Genomic DNA, 25,726 nt, shown 5'->3' with positions numbered 1-25,726 from the left:
GATTTCTACGACGCTTCCGCGAGCGCCTCTTTCGCGTCGGTCTTGATGCGCTCGACCATCGAGCGCAGGCCGTTGGAACGCTGCGGCGTCAGATGGTCGCGAAAACCGAACTCGTCGAATACGGCAATGGCGTCGGTCGCAAGAATCTCCTGAGGCGTGCGGCCGGAGTAAAGCGACAGCACGATCGCGACCAGCCCGCGCACGATGTGGGCGTCACTGTCGCCGCGATATGTCAGGACCGGCGGCCCGCCATCGCGACGATCGATCAGCTTCTGAAGCCAGACCTGGCTGACGCAGCCATTCACCTTGTTCTCGGCCGAATGCTCGGCCTCGGACATCGGTTCCAGGGTGCGGCCGAGCTCGATGACGTACCGATAGCGGTCGTCCCATTCGTCCAGAATCTCGAAATTATCCCTGATTTCGTCGATCGTCGTCATGCTGGCCCAAGTTCCCGTTCAGGCCAATATAGGGACGCAAAGCGCCGAAATCGATAGGGTTTGGGGCTAATTCGCCGTTGCGGGCGCCGGGCCGCGCCATTCCAGCGCGAGGTCGTCCTGTGACAGGGTGTCGCGCGGCGCCTCGCTGGTTGCGGTGTCGCCTTCACCGGCCAGCGCGATCGAGCCGGTGTGGTCGGGAGCCTTCTTGTCAGGCTTCTCGAGCTGCTCTTTTTTGTCGTTGATGATCTGGTAGATCTTCTTCGCGCCGTCCTGCGCGCGCTGGCCGATGATGGTCGCGGCCTGTCCGCCGACCTCGCAAGCCGCCGGCTGGCGCTTGCAGAACTGGGTCATGTCGGAAACAGCCGCGGTCGCAGCCTGCACCGCGTCGGCAGCGCCGATCTGCGGCAGCTTGTCCGATTCGGGCGTCTTGTCTCGCGGCAGGAGCACCAGCACCAGCCCGAGCCAGAATGTGATGCGAAGCAGAAAGCGCATCTTGCGACCTGTATGTTAGATCCCGCCGCGGCGATCTCCACGGATGTCGGGCCTAGCAACTCTCGATAAATCGCAAGTGATTGCCTTCCGCTTAATTCGCGGAAAATTGACGCAAGAATCTTCGCAATCGACGGTCTCGTAAATTTTCGATTGACGTCCACGCGCCGTGATTCTGCCGCCGCGCCCGTCCACCATTTCGAAACCATGCGGATCGCAGTGAAACCCTGTGTTCACCATCCTCGCCGATGACGTCGTCAAATCGCCTAAAAAGCCCTGCGATGACACCGCGTCCGGCGGCGCGCCGCGCTGCCTTAGTGTTCGTTTAAGGTCGCTCTGACACGGTGGCTCAACGATAAGGAGGCGTTCCGGCGCGTCTTCCCGACGAATGAGCCGAAGCGCGAGACCCGTGACAGTTTTGAGTATCATCCGCGATTGTCTCGATGCGCTGCTGCATCCCTCCGCGCGTTACGACGCGCTGACGCGAGCGCGCCATCGTGCCTTCATGGCCCCGCGGCTGCTCGGCAGCCTGGCCGCCTTTGCCGCATTCCCGGTCTATCTCGCCATGCGCGGCGCGCCGAGCGCGATCGAGGTCGCGGCCTTCGCCTGGCTGATTGCGCCGATCCTGTTGTCCTGGTTCCTGTCGCGCACCGGCCGTTACGAAGGCGCGCATGTGCTGTCGTCGCTGGCGCTGTCGGGCCTGATCATGGCGGTGGCGGTGACGACCGGCGGCATCGAATCGTTCGCCGCGATCTGGCTGGTCGTGGTTCCCCTCGAAGCTGCGCTGTCGGCCTCGCGCCGCGTCGCGGCCTTTGCCTCGCTGCTGGCGCTGTCCTGCGCCGGCATTCTCATCCTCGTCAGCCAGCTCGGCTGGCTGTCGATTGGCGACACCAGCGCTGCGGAACGCGGCGTGCTGATGGCGTTCGGCGTCGCCTCGGCGACGCTCTATGCGGCAGGTCTGGCCTTCGGTGCGGAATCGCTCGCGCGCACCAGCGTTGCGCTGCTGTCGCGTGAGGAAGAGCGTTACCGTCTCCTGGCGCGGAATATGAGCGACGTCATCTCGCGGCATCAGCGCAACGGCGCGGTGCAGTTCATTTCACCGGCGGTGGAAGCCATGCTCGGCGTGCCCGTCGCGCAACTGCTCGGCCACGGCCTGTTCGATCGCGTCCATGTCGCCGATCGCCCGGCGTATCTGACGGCACTGTCCGATGCCGCGCGCGGCGACGTGCGCAGCGTCGAGTTCCGATTGCGCCGGGAGCGTGCCGGCTCGGAGCGCGGCCAGGTTGATTTCATCTGGGTCGAGATGCGCTGCCGCCCGCTCGATCAGGATATGGGCCGTGATGCCACGCGCGAGGCCGATGTTGTCGCCGTGATGCGCGATGTCACCGACCGCAAGCTCGGGGAGCAGGCGTTCGATCAGGCGCGCAGCGCTGCTGAGGCGGCCGACGCCGCCAAGACGCGCTTCCTCGCCACCATGAGCCATGAGCTGCGCACGCCGCTCAACGCCATCATCGGCTTCTCCGAGATGATCACGCAGGAGCAGACCTTGATGCTGGGCGCAGCCCAGCGGAGGGAATACGCCCAGCTCATCAACGATTCCGGCAAGCATCTGCTCTCGGTCGTCAACGGCATCCTGGACATGTCCAAGATGGAATCGGGTAATTTCGAGATGGCGTCGGAACCGTTCGCGCCGCGTGCATCATTGATGCACTGCTGCAATCTGCTGGCGCTGAAGGCGCGGGAGAACGGCGTCGATCTCGTCACCGATGCGCCGCAGGATCTGCCTGTGATGACCGGCGATCCGCGCGCTTTCAAGCAGATCGTGCTCAACCTCGTCGCCAACGCCGTCAAGTTCACCGAGCGCGGCGGTCAGGTCACTGTAACAGCGGCGGTCTCGGGCTCGCAGCTTGCGCTGCGCGTCAGCGACACCGGAATCGGCATCGCACCTGACGATCTCAAGCGCATCGGCGCGCCATTCTTCCAGGCCGGCAAAACCTATCAGCGCCGCCACGAAGGCACCGGCCTCGGACTTTCGATCGTGAAGAGCCTGGTGGCGTTGCATCTCGGCGAATTGACGGTACAAAGCAGGCTCGGCGAGGGCACTGCCGTCACCGTCAAGCTGCCGCTCGTCTACACGCCGCAGGCCAAGATTTCTGATGCCAAAACTTCTGATACCAAGATTTCTGAGGCCAAGATGTCCGACAGCAAGGCGAGCGAGAGCAAGATCGCGACCTTGACGCCGGTGCTGCGCCAGGAACTTCAGCACCAGGAACTGCAGGACCATCCTCACGACCAAGTTCAGGACCAACCCGCTCTGGTGAAGAAAAGTGCCTAAGAAGTCTGCCAAGGACCAAGCCGCTCCGCGCCGCCGTGGCGCCAAGGCCGCAGTCATCGATGTCGAGACCGAGCGCAATCTCGTGCTGCGCGTGCTGCTGCATAGCCCCAAGGATACGCTCGCCGGTTTCGTCGCCGTGGCCGCTATCGGCGCGATCGTTGCCAACGCGCTGTTCCTCCAGACCGGGCGGCATCCGGCGCCGATGTTCGGCACCGTGATCAATCTTCCCGCGCCCTCGTCCCTGCCGCTGTCGAACCCCTTGCCCCGTTCGCGTCCGGTCGGGGCCGATACCTCGCCGCTCGAGCCGAGAGCGACGGAGTTTCGTGCCGAGCCCAGACCTGCCGAGCCCAGACCTGCGGACAAGCCGCCGGAGAGGCCTGTCGAGGCGACCGCATCGACGCCGCGCTCAGGCGATCCCATGACCAATCTGGTCAAGCAAACGATTTCGGCGCCGCCCTCCGTTGCGCGTCCGCCGGCGCCGATCCCCGTGCAGCAGAGCGCGGCGGCGCGGCGCATCGCCGGCGTGCAGCGCGCGCTGTCCGAATATGGCTACGGCAATTTGAAGATCACGGGCGCGATGGGCGGCGAGACCCAGTCCGCGATCCAGAAATTCGAGCGCGAGCACAAGATGCAGGTCACCGGCCAGCTGTCCGACCGCCTGCTCCGCGAGCTCGGCGCCGCGATCGGCCACCCCGTCGAATAGTCGTTGCTGTTGTGCGAAGGCTGGTGCTGATTGCAGCGCTGTCCTATCGTGGCCACCATGCGTTTGAAATCGAACATCTGGGTCTCAGCCTATCTGCGCCGGTGCCAGACCGAGGGCGTGTACGGCGCGGTGCGTCGTCGCGGTGCGGAGGAGGCGGGTGCGGTGTTCGTGAAGATCTCGCTGCTTGACGGCAATGCGATGCTCTATGTGCCGGCGCCGCAGACCTCTTATGACGACGGCCGGCCGGTCGATCGCTTCTTCGTGCCGTTTGCGCCGCAGCCGATGCCGGAGCCCGCGGTGGAGGAGCGCCTGACCAAAGAGATCCGCTTCGATTCCGACATCTGGATCGTCGAGACCGAAGACCGCGCCGGGCGGCATTTCCTCGAATTGGCGAAGACCTAACGATCCGATCCGTCAGTCCCCGTCCGCACCGCGGGCGCGGAGCCGGGCTGCACGCCCGGGCGTGTCTGGCTTGCGCCCGCACGCGCGCGCTGGCGCTCGCTGTCATGCAGCGACGGCTGGTACTTTGCGCGGGTGACGGCGAGCGTCGAGCCGCGCCAGGCGGCCAGCATCACCAGCGCCGCGCGGTCGCTGAGGCGATCGTAAAGACGCGACAGCCGGTACACGTCGGTCACGGAGTTGCCGATCTCCGGCTTGAAGAACAGCAGGATGCGCTGAAACACCGGGCTCGGCATGTCGAGCGCGCGCGCGGCGACCGCGAGCGCTTCGCCGCTTGCATCGTCGACGATCTGGGCTGCGACGCGCGAGGGCAGGATCAGGCTGTCGCCGAGCTCGAAGGCGAAATTCTCGACATCGCCCGCGATCGCCGCCATCTCGAGGATCTGGATCGCGCGCTTGGCGCGCACGGTCGGAATCCGCGGCGCGGCCTTCAGCGGGGTCTCCGCCAGATTGTGCAGGATCAGCGCGCGCTCGGCGGTGCCGGCGCGGAAGAACATGTCGTAGATATCGGCCGCGTCCTTTGGCTGCATCGCCATGTTCGAGGCCATGCGCAGCTCGGCGTCGGTTGGCGTGCGAACCGGCAAGGGGGCAGGAGGGGGGGCAGGGGCGGGCGCCGGGATTTCGCGCGCGAGCGGAACCCTGCGTCCCTCCTGCGCGGCTGACAGTCCGAGCTTCTGCATGATCGGGGCGGGCGTCGACGGATAGATCGCAAGCCGGGCCTTGACCGCCGCGCGCGTCGCGTCGTCGACCTGGTCGATCAGTCGTGTGGCGAGCTCGACGAACTGGCGCTGCTCGTCGTCGCTGTGGGTGCTCGACTGGACATAGAGGTCGGTCAGCACGCGCAGCAGCGTCGGACGAACATCGACGCCTTCGCGACGGGAGAGGGTCATCAGCCCGTCGAATCCTGGAAACAACGACTTGGTCATGGAGAGATACGCGACCTGGAAGAGATACTCGCCGCCAGCCTATCGCGGGCTCCTTTAAAGGCTCGTTAAGGAAAACGAGGCGTGAAGCCGAACGCTTGCTTTGAAGCGTTCTCGTGCCGCAACGGGACGGCGGGTCGCGCCCGTGCGGTTACGGTCCCGCCGGCACGTTTACACCCCGTTAACCATGAACTGATCTTAATGAATGCATGTTGCAGAGGCGCGCCGGGTCGCGCGGCAATTGAAGAGAGCTGATATGGGGACCATCATCGAATTTCCGGCCGGTCGCCGGGTGAGCGCGTCGGGGGACGTGGCTCCGCGCGCGGACATGGGCACGATTTTGATCCTTCCCGTGATCCGCATCGAGCGCGAGAGCGACGAGCCAAGCGGCGATCACGGGCCGGAGCAGGGCACAGCGCCGGGGCGCCGTCGTCGTCGCCGTTAGCCTTCGGCCTTTGCAATGCCGGAGAACCTCCGCCAGATCCGGCCCGTCGTAACGGCCATCATGCTCGCAGTGCTGGGTGCGACGCTTGCCGCCTGTAGCGGCGGCGATTTCGGCCGCACCCGCGCCGACATGCGCAGCGACGACATGCATCGCTGGCTGGGCGCGGAAGTCACCTCCAGCGTTGGCCTGAAGCCATCCCAATTCCAGCTCACTGACGAGGAGCGCCAGCTTCGCGACCTCGCCTATCCCCTGATAGAGCCGCCATTGTCGCGGCCCGCCTGGAAGAGCGTGTTCGGCGACTACAAGGCGCTGCCCTCGCCCTGGCGGCAAAAGATCGTGTTCGACCGCACCATGTACGGTCGCACGCTGATCGACGAGCCGCACCGTTCGCATTCTTCGCGCTATACGCAGCTGATGGAGGACGTGCGCAACGACATCACCCGCTTCGAGCCGTTCTTCGCCTCCGCGATCCGCGTCATCGACCTCGACAAGAAGCGCAATGCCAGCATGGCGCGTGTCTCTTCCCTCTCGCCGCAGGAGAAAGAGGACGCGATCGAGCGCATGCAGGAGAATTCGCTGATCATCCAGTGGGTGCAGCAGTGCCTCGAGCAGCGCGTCTCGTCCTATCGCTGGGGTCTGGAGCGGCTGGTGATCCAGGCGCCCGACGGCATGGCCGCCGATGCCGACCGCCTCATCGGCGAACTCGCCGCCCAAACCGCCAACCCGCCGGTCGCGGGCCAGCCGCCCTACGGCCGCGCGGTCGTCTCCAAGGGCTGATCGTTTCAAGGGTCGATCATTTTACGGCAGCGCGCCGGCGCTTGATTGCGTCGGTCAAGCGCGCTGCTTCGGCAGGTTCCCGACAAAATCCTTCAGCGCATCGTGCGCCCGTCAGCGCTGTCCGTCGTGCACGGAGATCGCGGATGCCGCAAGGCCGCCGATGCGCGCGTGAGGCCGGCCGCCGGTCGCCATCACGAGCCCGAAGGCGATCTCGTCGCGCCGTGGTGAATCCCACAGCGTCATCTCCGCGGTGCCGAAATGGCTGCGGACATAGGCGGCGTGAATGTGCCCGAGCGGAACCATGAGCCGCGTGCCCGGACCGCCGATGGTCTTCGCCGCCGGAACGATCGCCTTGGGCTGACCGAGCACCTCGCGCATGCCCTGGCCGCCGGCCTCGTGCCAGACCGCGCCGTGCTCGAGCTCGCCATCCTCGCCGACGATGATGCCCTTGCCATAGGCTTCGATCTGCGCGGCACCGCCGAGCTGCGCGATCAGCCGTGTCGCGAGCTCGCGCCCGAGCTCGCGCAAGGATGCCTGAAACGGCATCAGGTCGGGTTCGAAGCGGCCCGAAAACGGATTGCGGATGACCGCGATGGCCGTTCCGACCAGCAGCGGCTTCTCCAGGCGGGGGCCGCGCTCGTGCCAGATCGTCTCGACGCTGAGCGCGGTCTTGCGGATGTCATGGGAGATGTCTTGGGACGCGTCTTGAGGCGACAAATCTTGGGACGACATGCGCTGGCTCTATGCTTCGTCGACGACGGGATTGCGCAGCACGCCGATGTTCTCGACCTCGACCTCGACCACGTCGCCGGGCTTGAGGAAGACCGGCGGCTTGCGGGTGAAGCCGACGCCGGCCGGCGTGCCGGTGGCAATGACGTCGCCGGGCACGAGGTCGAAGATGGTCGAGCTGTACTCGATCAGCCGCGGGATCGAGAAGATCAGCATCGAGGTGTCGGAGGATTGCACCACCGCACCGTTGACGCGCGTCTCGAGCTTCAATTTGGTGGGATCGCCGATCTCGTCCGGCGTGACCAGCCACGGTCCGAACGGGCCGGTGCCGACGAAGTTCTTGCCGGAGGCGATCTGCTGGGCGTGACGCTGCCAGTCACGCACGCTGACGTCGTTGTAGATCGAATAGCCCGCCACGTGATCCCAGGCGTCGGCCTGGCTGATGTGACGGCCACCCTTGCCGATGACGACGGCCAGCTCGCCCTCCCAGTCGAAATTGTCCGAGACTTTTGGCCGGACTACCGGCGCGTTGTGCGCGACCTGGGAGCGCCAGACCCGGAGGAAGATCGGCGGAAACTCCGTGATCTCACGCTTCATCCCGAACGCCACGGCTTCATTGTGGTGGTCGAGATAATTGCGCACGGCGCAGACGATCTTCTCCGGACGCGGGATCACCGGCAGATATTTGACGTCACTGAGCGCCATCGTGGGCTTGTGCCCGGCGACGATGGCCTCGCGCCGCGCATAATCATCGCTGCCGAGGAAGTCCGCGAGAACAGGGTATTGGGGCAGGGCGCGGCCGAGATCCACGACGCCATTTTCGACAACGGCGCCCCAGCTTTCCCGATTTCCGTCCAGAAATGACAGTAGTTTCATGGTTTCGCCCCAAAGGTTGGCATTTTCGATCTTATCTATTATTTTCGAAAATACGTCGTGACGCAAGCCCAGGGCGATAAAAAGCCGGTGCAGCCTATTCGGTATCGAGCAGGTGCGCGGCGTACGTCGCGACGTTGTCGGCGGTCGAGCGGATATGTGCCTCGATCAGTTGCACCGCGAGATCCGGATTGCGCGAGATGGCGGCCTGCATGATCGCCTGGTGCTCGCCGGCCTTGTCACGTGGGCGCGGCCGAAAATTGGCCGACAGATGCCGATAGCGCTCGGCGCGATCGAACAGATCGGCGCGAATGGCGAGCAGTGTCGCGGAGCCGCAGGCGGACACCAGCGCCTGGTGGAATTGGCGATGGGCGATCTTCCATTCGGGATCGCGCAACGGATGCTCGGGATCGCGCTGCTCGATGCGCTTCAATCTGTGCAGGGTCGAGATGACGGCGATTTCCCAATCGTCGTCGCCCCGCTCGATGGCGCGGCGGATCAATTCCACCTCGATCAGCACCCGCGCATCGGTGACCTCCACCAGATCCTGGCGGCTGACGGGGGCCACGCGAAATCCACGCTGCTCCTGCGCGTCGACCAGACCTTCGGCGGTAAGCGCCGTCAGTGCCTCGCGCAGCGTCGTGAAACTGACGCCGAATCGTTCGCGCAGGACGTCGAATCGCAGCGGCTCGCCCGGCGCCAGGCCGCAGGCAATGATCTCCTCGCGCAGCCGATGGGTGATGTCGGCGGCAACGGTCTTGCCGAATTCCTTGCGGGGGCGAATGGCGCTTTCGGACATGGTTTCTGTCATTGAATCGATGGCTCAACATGCCGCGCCAACGACCATCTTGCAATAATTTTCGTAAACGGTATTATTTTCGAAAATACGAGCTGGGGAGGTGAAATCATGAAGGCGGTGCTGGTGCGTCAGCCGGGTGGGCCGGATGCACTCGAACTGGTCGAGCTCCCGGTGCCTGTGCCCGGAGCCGGCCAGGTGCAAATCCGGGCCGAAGCGTTCGGCGTGGGGCAGCCCGATGTGCTGATCCGGCGTGGCGTCTACAAATGGATGCCGCCGCTGCCGGCTAATCCCGGCAACGACGTCGCCGGCCGCATTGCCGCGCTCGGGTCTGGCGTCGAGGGGGTTGCGGTCGGCCAGAAGGTGCTGCTGAGCGCGCGCGACCTGTCGCAGCGCGGCGGCTGCTACGCCGACTATGTGGTCGCGCCCGCCGACGCCATTCATGCGCTGCCCGACAATGTCGATCTGCAAGCGGCCGTGTGCCTGTCGAACTACCAGGTCGCCTACGCGCTGCTGCACGAGTGCCGCCATCCGCGCGCACCGGCGAGCGTGCTGGTGATCGGGGCGGCGGGTGGTGTCGGCACCGCGCTGGTGCAGCTCGCCAAGCTCGCGCAGATGAAAGTCATCGGCACGGTCTCCACCGAAGAGAAGGCCGCATTTGCGCGGGGCAACGGGGCCGATCATGTCATCTACTACCGCCGCGAAGACGTGGTGGCGCGGACCCGCGAGCTGACCAATGGCGAGGGCGTTGGCCTCGTGCTCGATCACGTCTGTGGGCCCGAGTTCACCGGCTATCTCGGCGCGCTCGGCAAATGGGGGACGCTGCTGTCGTACAACGCCTTCGCCGGATTGCCGGAGGAAAACCTGATGGCGGCGATGCGCGACCATCTCGACATCTGCCCGGCGATACGCTGCTTCTCCTTCCACATCTACGACCACGATCGCGACGAGCGTCGCGCGCTCATGCGCAACGTGATCGACGCGCTGAGCCGCAATGCGATCAAGCCGGCGGTCTCGGCGGTCCTGAAACTCGACGAGGTCAGGCAGGCCCACACGCTGCTCGAGCAGGGCTCGGCGCTCGGCAAGATCATCATGACGCCATGAGGGGTGGATTGCACGATGACGACACAAGCACCCATTGCACGCTTCACCCGGCTCCGGCACGCGAGCTTTGCCTCGCCCGATCCCGAGCGGCTGCTCGACTATTACCGCGCCGTGATCGGTCTTGGCCTCGTCGGCCGCGACGGCAGCCGCATCTTCCTCGCCAACGATTCCGAGCAGCTTTCGCTGGTGATCGAACCCGGCGACGCGGCGCTGACGAGCATCGCCTTCGAGATATCGCCTGATGTCCAGATCGAGGCGCTCGGCGCCGCGCTGAAGCAGGCCGATCTGCGGCCCGAACTTCAGAGCGATCCACTGCCTGGCGTTTCGAGGCGGCTATCGTTCAGCGATCCCGAAGGCACGCGCTTCGAGTTGATCCAGGGCTGGACGCCGACGCCCGCGCAGGAGCGGATCGGTGCGCTTGCCGTCACCAAGCTCGGCCATGTCGCCCTTCGCACGCCCGATCCGCGCGCCGCCTCGGAGTTCTACGCGAACATGATGGGCCTGCGGGTCTCCGACTGGATCGAGGACCGCTTCGTCTTCATGCGCAGCGGCTATGAACATCACACGCTGAACTTCGCGCGCGCGCCCGGCCGCGGCCTGCATCATGTCGCGTTCGAGCTGCGGGGGCCGACCCACATGCAGCAGGCGTGCGACCATCTCGCCCGACATAAGCTCCCGGTGCTCTGGGGACCGGTACGTCACGGCCCCGGCCACAACACGGCGATCTATCACCGCAATCCCGACGGGCATCTGGTCGAGCTGTTCTTCGACCTCGACCGCATGACCGACGAGGCGCTCGGCTATTTCGAGCCGCGTCCCTGGCATCGCGATCGACCGCAGCGGCCAAAAGTCTGGGTCGGTCTGCCGCGCGACGTTTGGGGCATGCCGCCATCGCCTGAATGCACGGAGTTCGCCCGCTAGCAGATTCAAACTCGACTTGAAGAACGCCGCCTCGCTGCGGCCAACGATAGAACAATCAAAAGGGAGGACGCATCCATGCGAAGGATGAAGCGGCTTGCTGCGGCGATTTTTCTGTTTGGCGGTTTTTTAGCAATCACTTCGGCGTCGGCGGACAATTATCCGTCGCGCCCGATCCGGCTGCTGCATGGATTTGCCGCCGGCGGCGCGGCCGACACGCTGTCGCGCATCATCGCCGACGGGCTCTCGAAGAAGCTCGGACAACCGATCATCGTCGAGGCCAAGCCCGGTGCCGGCGGCAACATCGCCGCGGATGCCATCGCGAAAGCGGCGCCCGACGGCTACACGCTCGGGCTCGTCACCGGCGCCCACGCGATTTCCGCGGCGACCTACAAGAGCCTCGCCTACCAGCCGGCCGAGAGCTTCGAGATGATCTCGACGCTGGTCTATTACGCGCTCGTCATTGCCGTGCGTAGCGATTATCCGGCAAAATCGCTGGGCGAGCTCGTCGCCATGGCAAAGCAGAAGCCGGGCGCGCTCTCCTTCGGATCGGTCGGTTTCGGCAGCACGCATCATCTGGCAGGAGAGCTGTTGAACGCAGCCGCCGGCGTCGAGATCGTGCACGTGCCCTATCGCGGCGATTCTCAAGCGGTCACCGCGCTGCTCGGCGGAGAGGTTCCGGTGATCGTCGGCACCCCGGTCCTGCTCGCCGCGCAGATCCAGGGCGGTGCGATCCGCGGCCTGGCGGTGACCTCGCCGACGCGCACCGCATTGCTGCCCGACGTGCCGACGGTTCAGGAAGCCGGGATCAAGGGATATGACGTGCGCACCTGGGCCGGCCTGCTGGCGCCGAAGGGAACGCCGACTGCCATCATGGCCGCACTCAATGCGGCGACGTTGGACGCTCTTAGGGATCCCGACCTCAAGCAACGTCTGGAGACCGCCGTCGGCGGCGAGGTTCGCGGCAGCTCGCCGCAGGAGATGAAGACGCTGATCGAGACCGAGATCAGCAAATGGACCGGCGTGGTGGAGCGGGCGAAGATCCCGAAGATCTGACGATCGAAAGTATAGAAGTGAACATAGTGCCGCGCGCGGGAACAGGATTGCCGCGCCGGCTCACATTGGTCGACGACCGGCTTGAATGTCGGGCTGCGGCGTGCGTCATTGATCGCTCGGGAGGTGAGCGTGGCCGCCAGAGCAATCAGGCATTCGATGCGGGCGTTGATCGTTGCGGCTTGCCTGGTTGCGGCTGCCCAGTCCGTGGCTCAGGAAGACAAGAAAACCGACGACGACAAGCCTGCCGATCCCGACACCGGCGAGAGCACGGTCGCGGAGAAAACGCTCGGGCTGCTGCCGAACCCCTGGCAAAAGTACGGGGTGAAGTTTGCGGCCACCTATATCGGCGAGGTGCTCGGAAATCCGACCGGCGGTCTGAAGAAAGGTGCGGTCTACGAAGGCAGGCTCAATCTCGCCGTCGATCTGGATTTCGAAAAGCTCGTCGGCATCGACAAGCTGACCTTTCACGCCAACATGTTTCAGATCCACGGCGACGGCCTCTCGCGCTCGAATCTGCAGAATTTCTTCGTCGTCAGCGGGATCGAAGCGTTGCCCTCGACGCGACTCTACGAGGCCTATTTCGAGAAGCAATGGGGCGACAAGAAACTATCGCTCAAGCTCGGACAGCTGGCGGCCGACAGCGAGTTCTTCAATACCAAGTACACGGATGTTTTCACCAACGCCTCGATGGGCTGGCCGGCAATCACGTCGCTTGCTTTGCCAAGCGGCGGGCCGTCGCCGCCTTTGGCGGCCATGGGCGCGCGCCTCCTGTGGAACGTGACAGAGCAGTTGTCCATCCTTGGCGCGATTTTCGACGGCGACCAGGCCGGTCCCGGTCCCGGCGATCCGCAGGAGCGTAACCGGTATGGCGTCAATTTCCGGGTCAACGATCCGCCGCTTCTGCTCGGCCAGGTTCAATATGCCTGGAACAACAGGAAGGGTGACCCGAACTTGACCGGCCAGTTCAAGGTCGGTGGCTGGCGTCATTTCGGATCGTTCGGGGATCAGCGCTTCGCATCCAACGGCGTCTCGCTGGCCGCGCCAACGAGCAGCGGGGAACCACGGCTCTTGTCGGGCGATATTGGAGCCTGGGCGGTCTTCGAGCAGCAGATTTATCGGGTGCCGAACAGCGACGATCGGGGCATCGGCATTTTCGCACGCGTGTCGGGCGCGCCGGCTGACCGTAATCTGGTCGATGTCTATGCAGATGGCGGCGTCGAGCTGATCGGGCTTAGCAATGCGCGCCCCGACGACAAGTTCGGCATTGCCGCCGGATATGCGCATGTCTCAAAGCGGGCCCAGACGCTCGACGCCGATTATGCCAGGTTGGTCGACCCGCGCTGGCCGGTGCGAAGCTTCGAGGGGCTGCTCACGGCCGTCTATCAATACCAGATCAAGGATGGCTGGACCGTTCAGCCGAACTTTCAATACATCGTCCATCCCGGTGGCGGCGCGACGGCTCCGGCGAGTCCGCTGCCGGGAAGGGCATTGCGAAATGCCTCGGTTTTCGGATTGCGCACGACCCTGAAATTTTAAGTCGAGGCAAACGCGAGCGAGGCCATGTCGGCAATCATCGCGCTTCGACCACCTCGCCATCCTCCTTCACGAACCGGCCGACGGGGTTGTCCAGGAGATCGATGACGGCTTCCGAGGGACGACACAGGCGTGTGCCCTTGGGCGTCACCACGATCGGACGGTTGATCAGGATGGGATGCGCGAGCATCTGGTCGATCAGCTCGTCGTCGGACCATTTGGGGTCGTCGAGGCCGAGCTCCTTGTAGGGCGTGCCTTTCTCGCGCAGCAGCGCGCGAGCGGAGATGCCCAGGGCCTTGATGAGCTCGACAAGCGTTTGGCGGGATGGTGGCGTCTTCAGATATTCGATCACGACGGGTTCGACGCCGCTCTGCCGGATCATCGCCAACGTGTTGCGCGAGGTGCCGCAGGCGGGGTTGTGATAGATCGTGACGCTCATGAGGTAGTCTCCGCGATTGGGATGGGGCCTTGCGCCTGGGGCCGTCCGAGCAACCAATTCATCAACAGCATGCCGGCAAAGGCTCCGCACAGCTCCGCGAGAATGAATCCGGGCAGGTCGGTGGGACGTATGCCCGAGAACGTGTTTGTCAGCGACCTCGCAATGGCCACTGCCGGATTGGCGAACGAGGTCGAGGCCGTGAACCAATACGCCGCCGTAATGTACAGGCCGACCAGCCAGGGGACGGCGGTCCGCTGGAAACGGATCGCCGCGAGGATCGTCGCGACCAGGCCGAAAGCGGCGACGGCTTCGGCGAACCATTGCGGTCCTCCGGTTCGGATTTTCGTCGAGAGATCGATCAGCGGCAGTCCGAACATCAGATGCGCCGCCATCGTTCCCGCGATGCCGCCGGCGATCTGCGCGACGACGTAAAGTGCGGCCTCGTTGACCGGCAGCTCGCGCTTGCCGGTGAAGACCAGCGTGACCGCCGGATTGAAATGCGCGCCGGAGATCGGTCCGAGCACGGTGATCAGGACAACCAGAATGGCTCCCGTCGGCAGCGTGTTGCAGAGAAGCGCAAGCGCGACATCCTTGGTCAGCGTCTCCGCCATGATGCCGGAGCCGACCACCGTGGCGACGAGAATGCCCGTACCGAGCGCCTCGGCCGCGAGGCGGCGCGGAAGATCGAATTGATCAGGCACGGCTTCGCTCCTTGCGTCTTGGCTTGCAGCAGGCTTGCAGGGTTTCGACGACCGGCTCGCAAACTTCCGGCCGCCCGCCGCAGCAATCCCGCAGCAGGAAGACCGCGACGTCCCGGAATTCGGTGAGGTTGGCGCGGTAGACGATCGAACGGCTGTGCCGCTCCGAGGTGACGAGGCGCGCGCGCGTCAGGATCGACAAATGCGCCGAGAGCGTGTTCTGAGGGACCTCCAACAGCCGTGCGAGATCGCCCGCAGCGAGACCATCAGGCTCGTGCCTGACCAGTGCGCGGAAGGCCTCCAGACGGGTCGACTGGGCCAGGGCGGCGAGCGCGAGGACAGCTTCTTCCGTTTCCATATATCCAGACTTATGGAAGTAATTGAAGCGCGTCAATCCGGAATTCCCCCCTGGGCGACCCAGCCCATATTTCGAACATTCTAGAAATATGGTTTGACAGTTTGGCATCCGCCGGCACATTGTGGCACGCATGAAGATCGATGACGCAGCAGCACGCCTTGAAGCCCTGGGCAACCGGACGCGACTCCAGATTTATCGTGCCCTGGTCCGGGCCGGACACTCCGGCATGCCCGTCGGTCGGTTGCAGGACAAGCTGAAGATCCCGGCATCGACGCTGTCGCATCACATCAAGACCCTGGTCTCGGTCGGGCTCGTCAGTCAGGTCCGGGAATCGACCACGCTGATCTGCCACGCAAATTTCGACGCGATGCGGGGTCTGGTCGATTTCCTGGCGGCGGAGTGCTGCGCAGACGAAGTCGGATGCAAGACGACGCAAACCGCGGCGTGATCCTTTTTGGTTGATATTGTTCGATGATTCTAGAAATATGGGAGAAGCCGAATGAACGCTAAGAGGGTCGCCATCGTCGGGGCAGGGCCTGTCGGCCTCGCAGCAGCTGCGCACGTCCTGGAGCGTGGCATGTCACCCCTCGTGCTGGAGGCAGGATCCGAAGCGGGGCACGCGGTGCGCCAGTGGCAGCAGGTCCAGCTCTTCTCACCGTGGGAATATAACATCGACAAGGCCGCGGCGCGCCTGCTGGCGCCGACGGGATGGAATTCGCCGGACCCGGGCTCCTATCCGACGGGTGGCGAACTGCTCGATCGATATCTGACGCCGCTTGCGACGCGAACGCCACTGCGCGAGGTGATCCGGACGTCCAGCCGCGTCTCGGCCATCAGCCGCGTCGGCTTCGATAAGGCGAAGACGAAGGGGCGTGAGCAGGCGCCTTTCGAAATCCGCTACCAGAACGGCAAAGGTCCTGAAGTGCTGCGCGCGGATGCCGTGATTGATACGTCAGGCACATGGTTCTCGCCCAATCCCGCCGGAGCTAATGGTCTGCCCGCGATCGGCGAGCGTGAATGCGCCGGCCACATCGCCTATGGCATGCCCGATGTCCGTGGTGCCGGCCGCGCCAGATATGCCGGCAAGACCGTTGCGGTGCTCGGCGCCGGCCATTCCGCGGTGGGCACGCTGATCGATCTCGCGCATCTCGCGGGCGAAGTGCCGGGGACGCAAGCTATCTGGCTGTTGCGCGGCGCCGATCCCGCCAAGGCTTTTGGCGGCGGCCGGAATGACAAGCTCGCTGCACGCGGAGAGCTCGGCTCCACCTTCGCCGCGCTCGTGGCCGCCGGGAAGATCAGGGTCGAAACCGAATTCAGCGTCACGCAACTGTCGGACTCCGAAGGCCGCCTCGAGATCGCGGCCGGCTCGGGTTGTGGTGCGCGAAGTGTGATCGCTGACGACCTGATCGTCTCGACGGGCTTTCGTCCCGACTTTTCGTTCCTGTCCGAATTGCGCCTGCGGCTCGATCCCGCCATCGAGGCGCCGGTCGCGCTCGCGCCGCTCATCGATCCCAACGAGCACAGCTGCGGCACGGTGCGCCCGCACGGCGCGCGCGAGCTCGCGCACGATGAGCCGGGCTTCTACATCGCGGGCATGAAGTCGTATGGCCGCGCGCCGACCTTTCTCATGATGACAGGATATGAGCAGGTGCGCTCGATTGCGGCCGATCTCGCCGGCGACAAGAAAGCCGCCGCGAGGTTGGAGCTCGTGCTGCCGGAGACCGGCGTTTGCACGCGCGGTGGCCTCGAAGCCGCCGGGGCCGCATCAGGATGTTGCGGTGGGCCGGCGAAGCAGGAACCAACGGCGTGTTGCGCCGCCGACGAAGCGGCGAAGAAGGCCGGCGCTTCGGGCTGCGGTTGTTCATGAATTTGGGTCTTGCAGGAGAAGCCGGAGAGTTGCCCATTGTGGTTGGTACGCCGTGTCGAGCTGGGGGGAGGACAGCATTCGTAACTTGAGCGGCCGGTCCCTGATCGCGGTGATGTGCATCGGCCAGGTCGGCAATCTGCTGCCGCATGTGACGCTCTCCGCGAACTTGGCGCAGCATCTGATGCCGGCGTGGGGCCTGTCGGCGGCCGAAGGCGGCTTGATGGCGAGCGGTTACGCGTTCGGCTACATGCTCGCCGTGCCCGTGCTGACGACGTTGACCGACCGGATCGACGCACGGCTCGTCCTGCTCTGGGGCTCGATCGTCAGCGGGCTGGCGACCGCAGCGTTCGGACTCTTCGCGCAAGGATTCTGGTCCGCGACCGCGATCTGGTCGCTTGCAGGGCTTGGATTTGCCGGCGCCTACATGCCGGGCCTGAAGGCGCTGACAGACCGGCTTCCGGCTGGCGACACCTCGCGCGCCGTCACGCTGTACACGTCGAGCTTCTCGGTCGGTGTCGGCCTCTCGTTCCTGGTCGCGCAAGTGATCGCCGACCGTTGGGGATGGCGGACCGCTTTCCTTGTCACCGGCTTCGGTCCTATCGCAATGGTCGTCGCGTGCCTTCTGATGCAGGCGCAGCGGCCCGCGCCGAAGGCGGGACGTCTGTTGAACTTCGCGCCTGTCTTCGCCAACCGCGAGGCGCTCGGATACATCTTCGGCTACGGCGCCCATTGCTTCGAGCTCTACGGCATCCGCACCTGGCTGGTCGGGTTCTGGACCTTCGTCGTCGCGCATCAAGGTGCGCCGTCGTGGTTGAGCCCCGTCGTGCTGAGCTTCTGCTTTGCGGTGATCTCGATGCCGGCCAGCATCCTCGGCAACGAGGCCGCGCTGAAGTTCGGCCGCCATCGCGCGATCACGGTCGTGATGATCGCGTCGGCCTGCGTCGCACTGATCATCGGCCTCAACGCGACGGCGCCGGCTTGGGTGCTCGCACTGCTGCTGCTCGTCTATGGCCTGACCGTGCCGGCGGATTCCGGCGCGTTGACCGCCGGCATGTCGGCCGCGGCCGTAACCGAACATCGCGGCGCGACCCTGGCCCTGCATTCGACGGTCGGCTTCGGCCTGTCGGCGGTCGGCGCCTGGGGCACCGGCGCCGCCCTCGACGCAGCCGGCGGCCCGCAGAGCGCCACCGGCTGGCTGCTGGCGTTCGTTGTCCTTGCGGCTGGTATCGCGTTGGGTCCATTCGCGCTGCTGTGGGCGCGGAAGGGCCAGTCTGTTCGGGCGCAATCGGCGTGAGGTCGCGCAATTCTACTCGGCAGTGAGAATTCGATCGAGGCGCAATCGATGTCGATGATCGGTGAGAAGGCGAGCGCCTCCCGTCACGGCGGCGAGAGTTCCCAATCCCGTTCCGCCGGCGATCAAGAACATGATCAAGAGCTGATACTTGACGGCGTCGATCGGTTCGACGCCTGCAAGGATTTGACCGGTCATCATCCCCGGCAAAGAGACAAGGCCGATCGCGGCCATGCTGTTCATGATTGGCGTGAAGCCGCTTCTCAATGCGTCCCGCAGGACCGGCAGCAACGCCTGATACCGGGTGCCGCCAAGAGCAAGACAAGCTTCGACGGCGGCCCGTTCGCGCACCAGGCTATTTGTCAGCACGTCCAGGCCCAGGCTTATTCCAGTCATGGTGTTGCCCAGGATCATGCCCAGCAAAGGCAACGCATAGCGCGGATGATACCACGGATCCGGGCGTAGCTCCGTCAGCAGCGCGAACATCGTGACGGTCCCGGCCGCGAGCAACATGCATCCCGCCCCTAAGCCATAGCTCCAGATACCCGGCAGGCGTCGCTTTTGCCGAGCGACGATTTCCCGTGATGCGAAGAGAACCATGGCGACGGCGGCGAGGGCGGTCCAGAGCGGCGAGACCACGGCAAACAGGAACGTCAATACGTATCCGACGAGTATCAGCTGAAGCACCATCCGCACGGTGGCGATGGCCAGCTGCTTTTCAAGCTTGAGGCGGAGAGCAAGCGAGAGCGCGCCATCCATGACGACAAGGAGCGCGGGCAGAACCAAATCGCCGTATGCCAAGTGAATGTAACTCACGGCCGATTTTCCTCGATTCCACCGTCGGCATTCATCACAAAGACCCGCGACCCGACGCGGCGGGCCTGAGCGTTGTCGTGAGTGCTCCAAACGACACTCGTTCCATTCGAAATGCGTTCCGCGATCAAGGATTCAACGGCCGCCGTCGATGCCGAATCGAGGGCCGATGTCGGCTCGTCCAGGAGAAGAACCCGCGACCTCAGCATCAGCGCTCGCACCAGCCCCAGCCGTTGTCGCTCGCCGGTCGAAAGTCTTTGGATCGGCCAGGGACCGCAACTGCGCGGCAACCCCAGTCTCGTGACCAACGGTAAGGCATCATCCCAGCCGCTGAAGTGGTCTTGCACGATGTCGGACCACCAGCCCGGTTCGGCGGCGAGATAGGTCACTCGCTTGCGCCAGGCCGGGGCAGGCATCGCCTCCCTGAGCGTTCCGTCCAGTTTGACCATTCCTTCGTTGGGATCGAGATCCGCGATCGAGCGAAGGAGTTGGGTCTTCCCTACGCCAGAGGGCCCTTGCAGGGCGACGCATTCGCCGTCCTGCAAGTCGAATGAAACGGAGATGTGCAAGCGCTTGAGCGCGCGGACCGTGAGCATGTGTCAAAGCTTGCGCCGGAGCCGATCGGCAACCCGCACTGCAATTTCCGCCGGCGCCTCGTCCGGATAAGGATGCACCGAGCTGACATTGATCTCGCCCAGGACATAGCTGTCGGTCCCGTCGGGACGGACCGGGCCAAGCATGAAGTCGGCGTCCCAAATCACAGGCAGGTCAAGTTGCGCAATATCCAGCAACGACGTCAGCTGCGGCGTCCACTCGTCCTCCATCAACCGACGCAGCCGCTGGAAGCGCGGGTCTGCGTTGGACGCATAGAGCCGTGGTCCGGCCTCGGAACGGGCGGCCGGCGAGTCCACCAGGGCCTTGACCTTGTGATAGCCGAAGCCGGCACAGCGATCGCCCGCCATGTAGCAACGCAACACGCCTTCGCTCAAGCGAGGCTGGAATGGTTGGTCGATCACGCTGCCATTTTCGAAATACTCCGCGCAGCGACGGACAAAATCATCCAGCGTCAGTTCCTCGGAGCCATCCCTGGTTGCGTCCAGCACCTTTATCATTGGAGAAGCCGGCAGCTTCTCGACCTTCCAGACGCCTTGGCCGCCATTGCCCCGGTTGCGCTTGATCACGCGCGGACCGGCGGCGAGCCGCGTCGGTAACTCGGCGCGCATCGCCGCAGCGGTTTGATATAGAGTGGTGTCGCTTCCCCAGCCCATCGAGCGGGTACGATACAGAACCTCCTTGGTGCCCATCTTGAGGATGACATCGGGATGAGCGCTGACCCACACGCCGCGTGCGGCGACGTCGCGCAGCAATGCGTCGAGACCAGCGCGATCTCGACCGTCTTGAATGGGGTTGACCCAGACGAGCACGCCGTCCACCCCGAGCAATTGTTCACGGACGTCCTCGGCGAAACTTTCATCATAGATCGCCGGGCGCGCCGCGATACCGACGGCGGCGAGGGCTTCGAAAAGCTGCGCGAAGCGGCTGTTTTGTGCCGTCGCGTCGCGGCGCGCGGCAGCGTCTCCGCGTGAGAGGATGGCGACGGTGTGTTGGTGAGAAGGGTGTCGTTCGGTGTCCATGCGCAAGCTCCACGAATGGCGTGCTGCGCAGAGCTTGGACCGAGGCCTCACGGGGAGTCTGCTTTGTCCCCACGCAAAGGACACTAGCGGGGCCGTCCGCGAGTTTCAAGATGTGGCTGGCGCGGTTCCGCGGAGCAGTGAATTCTTCGTGACGTTCGCCGGCGGCTTTGGTGGGCAGCCCGAAGCTCCCGCCGGTTGACAGCTCCCGCCCGGGGGCTTTTACTTGGGGCTCGGGGATATGCGATCTCCCCGTGAGGCGACATGCCCAAGCATCGCGTCCTGATCACCAAGGGCGCAGCATGTCATCATATACCCCCGATTTCATCCGTCAGACCGGCTCGACTTTTCGGCACGGCGTCCGCGCCGGTCGCATCGCTGTGCGCATCGATGCCCGCCGCCTCTTGCGCCGTGTGGGTATCGCGTAGGGCAAGATCGCGAAACGGACTTCACCTGGGGCAGGACAAACCAGGAGAATGGTCATGCGAACACGAACAATCTTCCGCACGGTTCTGCTGCTTGCGGTCGCGGGCGGGCTGTCGAGCGTGCACGCTCTGACGCAGGAGGAACTCGTCGCCAGGATCCAGGCGGCCGGCTACGCGCAAGTCAGCGACATCAAGTCGACGGCCGAGGGTATCACCGCAAAGGCGGTGAAGAACGGCAAGGCGGTGACGCTGGTCGTCGACAGCAGCGGTCAGGTCAAAGAGCGAAACTAAGCCTAGGGAGCAGCACGATGAAAAGAATCATCTGGGCCGTGGTCGGCATTGGCATCTGTCTTCTTGCATTTCGCTTCGGTCCATTCGTCCCGGCATATGCCCAAGATGCCGACTGGCAGAAGGTGGACGAGACCCTGGGCCGCAAGCCCGCCGTCTCGGACGACGTCCGCCGTTACGGCTTTCCCCGCAGCGATCTCTCCGTGACGTTGGACGGGGTTGCGATCAAGCCGGCGTTGGCTCTTGGCGGCTGGATCGCGTTCAAGCCTGCGCATGGCGGCGCAATGATCATGGGCGACCTCGTGCTGCTCGAGACCGAGATCAATCCCGTGATGGCGAAAATGATTGCGAGCGGGCTCGAGATCACAGCCGTGCACAATCATCTGCTGCGCGCGAGCCCGGCCACGTTCTACATGCACGTCGCCGGACACGGCGATCCCGTCAAACTGGCCTCGGCGCTCCATGATGCCCTGGCCGAAAGCAAAACCCCGCTGACGGTCACGGCGCCGGCGAACCCGCCGCCCGCCATCGACCTCGACACGGCGAAACTTGACCAGATCATCGGAGTGAACGGGAAAGCGAATGGCGGCGTCTACCAGTTCAACGTGAAGCGGCGCGACCCCGTCACGGAAGACGGCATGTTGCTGACCCCCGTCGCCGCGATGGGCGTCGCGATCGCCATCAATTTCCAACCGACGGGCACGGGCAGGGCGGCCATCACCGGCGACTTCGTGCTGACCAGCGACGAGGTGAACCCGGTCATCCTGGCGCTTCGAACGCACGGAATCGAGGTAACCGCGCTGCACAGCCACATGCTGGACGAACAGCCGCGGCTCTTCTTCATGCACTTCTGGGCCAACGACGATGCCCTCAAGCTCGCAGAGGGCCTCCGTGCGGCGCTCGACAAGACGGCGAGCACGAAGGGCTGATGCATGGACACGCACATGAACAAGCTCATGGGCAAGCTTGCGCTGGCATCCATGCTGGTTTTATTCGTGGGAGGGAACGCCATGGCCGAGACCCTGAATTTCGACAACGCTGCTGCCGGAACGTCGCCCGACGGATGGACCTTGACGATGACCGGCAAAGGACAGCCGAAATGGACCGTGGAGGCCGAGGCGACGGCGCCCAGCAAGCCGAACGTTCTCAAGCAATCGGGACGGGCGACGTTTCCCCTCGCCATCAAGCGCGATACGGCCATCCGCGACGGCTTTGTCGAGGTGAAATTCAAGGCCGTCGCCGGCTCCGAGGATCGCGCCGCGGGAGTTATCTGGCGTGCGAAGGATGCCGATAATTACTACGTGGTCCGGGCTAACGCGCTGGAGGACAATGTCGTGCTGTACAAGACGATCAAGGGCGTTCGAATGTCGCTTGAGATCGTGGGTCGCAAAGGCGGCTATGGCGTCAGCGCGCCGGTGTCATCCGGGCAATGGCACGTGCTGCGCTGCGACTTCGCAGGACGTCGGTTCAAGGTGAGCTATGACGGAAAGCAATTGTTCGAGGTGGAAGACGCCACCATTCCGGACGCCGGCATGATCGGCCTGTGGACCAAGGCAGATAGCGTGACCCTGTTCGATGATCTGACATATGGTGAGACCAAATAGGCGTTTGGTCACCTATGCCGGAGATTGCCATGAACGTTCGATGCCTGTCGGTCGCGACGGCCCTGCTGATTGTGTCCATCTGCCCACTGCGGGCGGAGGAAGGTCTGGTCGCCTACAAATCGCTCGGTCCGGAACTGGCGCTCGATCTTGCGCGCGCTGCGTTGGCGAACTGCCGCACCCGTGGATACCAGGTTGCAGTTGCCGTCGTCGATCGCTTCGGCGTCACGCAAGTGATGTTGCGCGACCGCTTTGCAGGTCCTCACACGCCCTCGACGGCAGCAGGCAAGGCGTGGACAGCCGCCTCGTTCAAGACCAGCACGACCGAGCTGAACGCGATCAGCCAGCCGGGCATGATGCAGGCGGGCATTCGCAACCTTCCCGGAGCGGTCGTCATCGCCGGAGGACTGATCGTCGAAGCCGGCGGCTCCCTGGTCGGCGCGATCGGCGTGTCCGGCGCTCCGGGCGGCGACGCGGACGAAGCGTGCGCGAAAGCCGGAATTGACGCCGTACGCGACAAGCTGGACTTCTGAGGCGTAAAGATCGCGGTCAAAAAGTCCTTCAGCCTTTTCGCGAGCCTGGCGGCCGTCTGATCCGCAGGGATAAGCAGACGCGCCGCCTTCGCACGCTCAGGTGTGGCCGCTCATTGACAGGATTTGACGATCACCCATCGTCGCGCCAACCTGAGAAGTAACACCGTCGAGCCTCGCCAACGATTGTTCTCGATAAGCCGATGTCCGCGAGAAGCCGGTCGTCCAGTTCGAGAAGCTCGTCGTATTGGCGGCGCCGTGTGATGCCGTCCAGCAGTGCGAGCGTGAGTTTCCAGAACCATCCAGGGTTTGGAGAAGGAACGAAGGCTGAGCTGGATGTGCCGATTGAGCCAGTGGTGCTGTCGCAAGACATGTTTCACCTCCATAATGGAGCGAAACAACGCTTGGCTCGAAAGCTGGTCGGGCGGTTGTGTTTGACCCGATGGCCTTTGCTATCATGCTCGTCCTTGCCGCACAAGCGATCCGCTGATCTGGAAGCTGAAGGTGTCGCTGAAGTGCCGGTCATGCCAAAAGCGACGATCGGCGCCGCCCGTCCACATGATTCAAGCTGACGGCGATGCAAAGCATCGCACCCTGCAAATGAGTGCATCCGATCGAGGAGCGCTGATCGGAGCGCCGCCTGATGGTAGAGATCCTCGCTCCCTCAGTGGTACAACTGAGATGGGTATGCTGCCATTTGCAAGGCAGACCCTGTTCCCGCGAGATGGTTCTATGGACGCGAAATCAGCCGCACGATTTAAATGGCACATAGAGCGGGTCATTGAGGAGTTATCCTTGGCGCTCACGCTCGCTAAAGAGGCCTCTCCAGCAGATGAGTTTCTGAGCTTGAGGATGTCGGTGGGCGATATCATCTCTCAGATAGACGCCGTGCTTCAGGACAACATTTACAAAGATCATCCCGGTCTGGATGGCATGAAAGACTGACCGTTAACGTCCGCTTCGGGGCAAATGCGAAGAACTCAACCTGATCAAACCTGGTCCGCTATGCATCGCTTAGTGGACCTGAACGAGGTGCGCCGCTACTTCGCTGATGGGCCATTCGCGTCGATTTGGCCGCGCGTCGACCACTTCCGGTCCACCTCTGAAAACCGATGTGAGGACAGACGTTCCTTCGTTTACGCCGGCCATAAGTGTCCGTGCAGTTCTTAGACTTACGGTGTGGATGGGAGGACATGAGCCTGCTACGCTGGCTCCGTTCGGAAGCCGAGGGTAGGAAAATGGTTACACGAGCCAAAGCATGTCTCGGTGTAGCAGTGTTCGTTGCATACCTTTCCACCAACGCCGCCACCTTGGCGGGAGAATTGGTCAGGTTCGAAAGTGCTCCCGTTCACGTCGGCCAACTCCAGCAGCGCCTGGCGCGCGAACGTGGCGAAACGCCGAAAGCAGCGTCTGAAAGGATTGAGGGTTACCTGTCGAAACCTGAGGGCGACGGCCCATTTTCCGCCATTGTGTATCTCCACGGATGCGATGGACTTTCGGAAGGCGCCCGAACGTACAACGCGCGGGGCTATGTGTCGCTTATGCTGGATAGCTTTGCGACCCGTGGCATCAAGAACGCCTGCACGCAGGTGACGCCGGGCCTGCTGCTTACCCGCCAAGGTGATGCTTTAGGCGCGCTATCCTATCTTTCCAATCTTCCCTTCGTCGATTCTCAACGTATCGCAGTGATTGGATATTCGCAGGGTGCAATGGTTGCACTGCAGTTGGCGTCGAACCATCAGGCGGAAATCTTTGACGTCCCCCGGGATCGAAAGTTCAAGGCCGCCGTGGCCTACTACCCGCTTTGCGGCGTTGCCTCCGAGGAACTCATCGTTCCTGCATTGATCATGATCGGCGAACTCGATGACTGGACGCCCGCGACGGACTGCGAGCGTTGGATGAAGCGCCGGGCCGACAGGGGAGCACCCGTAAAATTGATCGTTTATCCCGGTGCCTATCACGCCTTTAATTCCCCCGCCTTCGCCGACGGCAGGGAATATCTCGGACATTGGCTCAAATATGATCCCACCGCGGCCGCCCAGTCAGTCCAGGAGATGCGGAGTTTCCTCGCTGCTCAATTTTCCCATTGAGTGATGGCGAAGCGAGTGCGCGGCATCGGCATCACACATCGTCCGCTAATGGAATGGTCCGGCCGTGCTCCGGCCCTGCCAGTACGAGAAGCTGGCAAGGCGCCCAAGACAAGGAGCA

General features: G+C 63.9%; 32 protein-coding genes. 19 read left to right on the top strand and 13 right to left on the bottom strand.

The window, feature by feature from the left end; translation table 11 throughout:
- Window positions 1–5: 5 nt before the first annotated feature.
- Together FXB41_RS34195 and FXB41_RS34190 are read right to left on the bottom strand one after the other, a co-directional pair.
- Complete coding sequence (locus tag FXB41_RS34195; protein ID WP_007593527.1) at window positions 6–437, bottom strand: SufE family protein; 432 nt, start codon at window positions 435–437, stop codon at window positions 6–8.
- Between the two features lie 66 nt (window positions 438–503).
- Complete coding sequence (locus tag FXB41_RS34190; protein ID WP_219684869.1) at window positions 504–929, bottom strand: DUF5330 domain-containing protein; 426 nt, start codon at window positions 927–929, stop codon at window positions 504–506.
- A 385-nt stretch (window positions 930–1,314) separates the two neighbouring features.
- Here FXB41_RS34190 and FXB41_RS34185 point away from each other — a divergent pair, with 385 nt between their 5' ends.
- From FXB41_RS34185 to FXB41_RS34175, 3 genes are read left to right on the top strand one after another with little or no spacing between them, the layout of a single operon-like run.
- On the top strand, window positions 1,315–3,261 hold the full coding sequence (locus tag FXB41_RS34185) for a PAS domain-containing sensor histidine kinase (protein ID WP_219684868.1): 1,947 nt from the start codon (window positions 1,315–1,317) through the stop codon (window positions 3,259–3,261).
- A complete protein-coding gene (locus FXB41_RS34180; RefSeq protein ID WP_219684867.1) occupies window positions 3,254–3,964 on the top strand; it encodes a peptidoglycan-binding domain-containing protein in 711 nt (236 codons plus the stop codon). The genes FXB41_RS34185 and FXB41_RS34180 overlap by 8 nt, the downstream gene beginning before the upstream one ends.
- A gap of 57 nt (window positions 3,965–4,021) precedes the next feature.
- The gene (locus FXB41_RS34175) at window positions 4,022–4,366 is read left to right on the top strand and encodes a DUF1491 family protein (RefSeq protein WP_007593522.1); all 345 of its coding nucleotides are present in this window, start codon (window positions 4,022–4,024) and stop codon (window positions 4,364–4,366) included.
- Here the strand turns inward: FXB41_RS34175 and FXB41_RS34170 are convergent.
- Entirely contained in the window at window positions 4,363–5,349 is a 987-nt protein-coding gene (locus tag FXB41_RS34170) for a DUF2336 domain-containing protein (RefSeq protein WP_219684866.1), read from the bottom strand. The two genes, FXB41_RS34175 and FXB41_RS34170, sit on opposite strands and share 4 nt — an antisense overlap.
- A gap of 253 nt (window positions 5,350–5,602) precedes the next feature.
- Between FXB41_RS34170 and FXB41_RS34165 the strand changes: the two genes are divergently transcribed.
- Together FXB41_RS34165 and FXB41_RS34160 are read left to right on the top strand one after the other, a co-directional pair.
- Window positions 5,603–5,791 (top strand): hypothetical protein, encoded by a 189-nt coding sequence (locus FXB41_RS34165; protein WP_007593508.1) that lies wholly within the window; start codon window positions 5,603–5,605, stop codon window positions 5,789–5,791.
- 15 nt (window positions 5,792–5,806) lie between these two features.
- Entirely contained in the window at window positions 5,807–6,568 is a 762-nt protein-coding gene (locus FXB41_RS34160) for a hypothetical protein (protein WP_219684865.1), read from the top strand.
- Window positions 6,569–6,679: 111 nt separating this feature from the next.
- On the opposite strand, the gene FXB41_RS34155 is transcribed toward FXB41_RS34160, so the two are convergent.
- The 3 genes from FXB41_RS34155 to FXB41_RS34145 form a co-directional block, all read right to left on the bottom strand.
- Window positions 6,680–7,300: an amino acid synthesis family protein gene (locus tag FXB41_RS34155; RefSeq protein WP_246649425.1), complete on the bottom strand. Its 621-nt coding sequence runs from the start codon at window positions 7,298–7,300 to the stop codon at window positions 6,680–6,682.
- Between the two features lie 9 nt (window positions 7,301–7,309).
- Window positions 7,310–8,173, bottom strand: coding sequence for a fumarylacetoacetate hydrolase family protein (locus FXB41_RS34150; RefSeq protein WP_219684864.1), 864 nt, complete (start codon window positions 8,171–8,173; stop codon window positions 7,310–7,312).
- 94 nt (window positions 8,174–8,267) lie between these two features.
- Complete coding sequence (locus FXB41_RS34145) at window positions 8,268–8,969, bottom strand: GntR family transcriptional regulator (RefSeq protein WP_219684863.1); 702 nt, start codon at window positions 8,967–8,969, stop codon at window positions 8,268–8,270.
- 108 nt (window positions 8,970–9,077) lie between these two features.
- Here FXB41_RS34145 and FXB41_RS34140 point away from each other — a divergent pair, with 108 nt between their 5' ends.
- The 4 genes from FXB41_RS34140 (at window position 9,078) to FXB41_RS34125 (ending at window position 13,580) form a co-directional block, all read left to right on the top strand.
- Entirely contained in the window at window positions 9,078–10,070 is a 993-nt protein-coding gene (locus FXB41_RS34140) for a zinc-dependent alcohol dehydrogenase family protein (RefSeq protein WP_219684862.1), read from the top strand.
- Window positions 10,071–10,085: 15 nt separating this feature from the next.
- Window positions 10,086–10,991, top strand: a complete 906-nt coding sequence (locus FXB41_RS34135) for a VOC family protein (RefSeq protein ID WP_219684861.1) — start codon at window positions 10,086–10,088, stop codon at window positions 10,989–10,991.
- Between the two features lie 75 nt (window positions 10,992–11,066).
- Entirely contained in the window at window positions 11,067–12,044 is a 978-nt protein-coding gene (locus tag FXB41_RS34130; protein ID WP_219684860.1) for a tripartite tricarboxylate transporter substrate binding protein, read from the top strand.
- Window positions 12,045–12,173: 129 nt separating this feature from the next.
- Complete coding sequence (locus FXB41_RS34125; RefSeq protein WP_376707532.1) at window positions 12,174–13,580, top strand: carbohydrate porin; 1,407 nt, start codon at window positions 12,174–12,176, stop codon at window positions 13,578–13,580.
- A gap of 34 nt (window positions 13,581–13,614) precedes the next feature.
- Here the strand turns inward: FXB41_RS34125 and arsC are convergent, their stop codons facing one another.
- From arsC to FXB41_RS34110, 3 genes are read right to left on the bottom strand one after another with little or no spacing between them, the layout of a single operon-like run.
- Window positions 13,615–14,016, bottom strand: a complete 402-nt coding sequence (arsC, locus tag FXB41_RS34120) for an arsenate reductase (glutaredoxin) (protein WP_007593493.1) — start codon at window positions 14,014–14,016, stop codon at window positions 13,615–13,617.
- Window positions 14,013–14,717: an aquaporin gene (locus FXB41_RS34115; protein WP_219684859.1), complete on the bottom strand. Its 705-nt coding sequence runs from the start codon at window positions 14,715–14,717 to the stop codon at window positions 14,013–14,015. Before FXB41_RS34115 ends, arsC begins: the two co-directional genes overlap by 4 nt.
- Window positions 14,710–15,072 carry an ArsR/SmtB family transcription factor gene (locus FXB41_RS34110; RefSeq protein ID WP_219684896.1) on the bottom strand — a complete coding sequence of 121 codons (363 nt, stop codon included), beginning with the start codon at window positions 15,070–15,072 and terminating at the stop codon, window positions 14,710–14,712. The genes FXB41_RS34115 and FXB41_RS34110 overlap by 8 nt, the downstream gene beginning before the upstream one ends.
- Before the next feature lie 130 nt (window positions 15,073–15,202).
- Between FXB41_RS34110 and FXB41_RS34105 the strand changes: the two genes are divergently transcribed.
- The 3 genes from FXB41_RS34105 to FXB41_RS34095 all read left to right on the top strand — a co-directional run bounded on the left by FXB41_RS34105 (window position 15,203) and on the right by FXB41_RS34095 (window position 18,233).
- A complete protein-coding gene (locus tag FXB41_RS34105; RefSeq protein WP_007593490.1) occupies window positions 15,203–15,520 on the top strand; it encodes an ArsR/SmtB family transcription factor in 318 nt (105 codons plus the stop codon).
- Between the two features lie 51 nt (window positions 15,521–15,571).
- Window positions 15,572–16,939 (top strand): NAD(P)-binding domain-containing protein, encoded by a 1,368-nt coding sequence (locus tag FXB41_RS34100; RefSeq protein WP_219684858.1) that lies wholly within the window; start codon window positions 15,572–15,574, stop codon window positions 16,937–16,939.
- A gap of 112 nt (window positions 16,940–17,051) precedes the next feature.
- Window positions 17,052–18,233 carry an MFS transporter gene (locus FXB41_RS34095; RefSeq protein ID WP_219684895.1) on the top strand — a complete coding sequence of 394 codons (1,182 nt, stop codon included), beginning with the start codon at window positions 17,052–17,054 and terminating at the stop codon, window positions 18,231–18,233.
- Between the two features lie 12 nt (window positions 18,234–18,245).
- Here FXB41_RS34095 and FXB41_RS34090 read toward each other — a convergent pair whose 3' ends face one another.
- From FXB41_RS34090 to FXB41_RS34080, 3 genes are read right to left on the bottom strand one after another with little or no spacing between them, the layout of a single operon-like run.
- Window positions 18,246–19,046: an ABC transporter permease gene (locus FXB41_RS34090; protein ID WP_007593487.1), complete on the bottom strand. Its 801-nt coding sequence runs from the start codon at window positions 19,044–19,046 to the stop codon at window positions 18,246–18,248.
- A complete protein-coding gene (locus FXB41_RS34085) occupies window positions 19,043–19,639 on the bottom strand; it encodes an ABC transporter ATP-binding protein (RefSeq protein ID WP_007593478.1) in 597 nt (198 codons plus the stop codon). The genes FXB41_RS34090 and FXB41_RS34085 overlap by 4 nt, the downstream gene beginning before the upstream one ends.
- 3 nt (window positions 19,640–19,642) lie before the next feature.
- Window positions 19,643–20,677: a Cj0069 family protein gene (locus tag FXB41_RS34080; RefSeq protein ID WP_219684857.1), complete on the bottom strand. Its 1,035-nt coding sequence runs from the start codon at window positions 20,675–20,677 to the stop codon at window positions 19,643–19,645.
- 479 nt (window positions 20,678–21,156) lie between these two features.
- Between FXB41_RS34080 and FXB41_RS34075 the strand changes: the two genes are divergently transcribed.
- Genes FXB41_RS34075 through FXB41_RS34060 form a run of 4 tightly spaced genes read left to right on the top strand, consistent with a single transcriptional unit; the run spans window position 21,157 to window position 23,521 of the window.
- Window positions 21,157–21,390 (top strand): hypothetical protein, encoded by a 234-nt coding sequence (locus FXB41_RS34075; protein WP_007593473.1) that lies wholly within the window; start codon window positions 21,157–21,159, stop codon window positions 21,388–21,390.
- 17 nt (window positions 21,391–21,407) lie between these two features.
- Window positions 21,408–22,316 (top strand): DUF1259 domain-containing protein, encoded by a 909-nt coding sequence (locus tag FXB41_RS34070; RefSeq protein ID WP_007593472.1) that lies wholly within the window; start codon window positions 21,408–21,410, stop codon window positions 22,314–22,316.
- A 15-nt stretch (window positions 22,317–22,331) separates the two neighbouring features.
- Window positions 22,332–22,991: a hypothetical protein gene (locus FXB41_RS34065; RefSeq protein ID WP_157158569.1), complete on the top strand. Its 660-nt coding sequence runs from the start codon at window positions 22,332–22,334 to the stop codon at window positions 22,989–22,991.
- 29 nt (window positions 22,992–23,020) lie between these two features.
- The gene (locus FXB41_RS34060) at window positions 23,021–23,521 is read left to right on the top strand and encodes a GlcG/HbpS family heme-binding protein (protein WP_007593468.1); all 501 of its coding nucleotides are present in this window, start codon (window positions 23,021–23,023) and stop codon (window positions 23,519–23,521) included.
- Between the two features lie 130 nt (window positions 23,522–23,651).
- Here the strand turns inward: FXB41_RS34060 and FXB41_RS34055 are convergent, their stop codons facing one another.
- The gene (locus FXB41_RS34055) at window positions 23,652–23,891 is read right to left on the bottom strand and encodes a YjiS-like domain-containing protein (RefSeq protein WP_219684855.1); all 240 of its coding nucleotides are present in this window, start codon (window positions 23,889–23,891) and stop codon (window positions 23,652–23,654) included.
- Here FXB41_RS34055 and FXB41_RS34050 point away from each other — a divergent pair.
- The 3 genes from FXB41_RS34050 (at window position 23,803) to FXB41_RS34040 (ending at window position 25,608) form a co-directional block, all read left to right on the top strand.
- Window positions 23,803–24,090: a hypothetical protein gene (locus FXB41_RS34050; protein WP_219684902.1), complete on the top strand. Its 288-nt coding sequence runs from the start codon at window positions 23,803–23,805 to the stop codon at window positions 24,088–24,090. The genes FXB41_RS34055 and FXB41_RS34050 overlap by 89 nt on opposite strands.
- The gene (locus FXB41_RS41220; RefSeq protein ID WP_245285890.1) at window positions 24,077–24,463 is read left to right on the top strand and encodes a hypothetical protein; all 387 of its coding nucleotides are present in this window, start codon (window positions 24,077–24,079) and stop codon (window positions 24,461–24,463) included. The genes FXB41_RS34050 and FXB41_RS41220 overlap by 14 nt, the downstream gene beginning before the upstream one ends.
- 248 nt (window positions 24,464–24,711) lie before the next feature.
- The gene (locus FXB41_RS34040) at window positions 24,712–25,608 is read left to right on the top strand and encodes a dienelactone hydrolase family protein (RefSeq protein WP_246649424.1); all 897 of its coding nucleotides are present in this window, start codon (window positions 24,712–24,714) and stop codon (window positions 25,606–25,608) included.
- The last annotated feature ends 118 nt before the right edge of the window (window positions 25,609–25,726 follow it).

Source organism: Bradyrhizobium canariense (assembly GCF_019402665.1).
Classification (GTDB): Bacteria; Pseudomonadota; Alphaproteobacteria; order Rhizobiales; family Xanthobacteraceae; genus Bradyrhizobium; species Bradyrhizobium canariense.
Note: the sequence above shows the minus strand (reverse complement) of the source record. Positions and strands in the feature narration are given on the sequence as shown.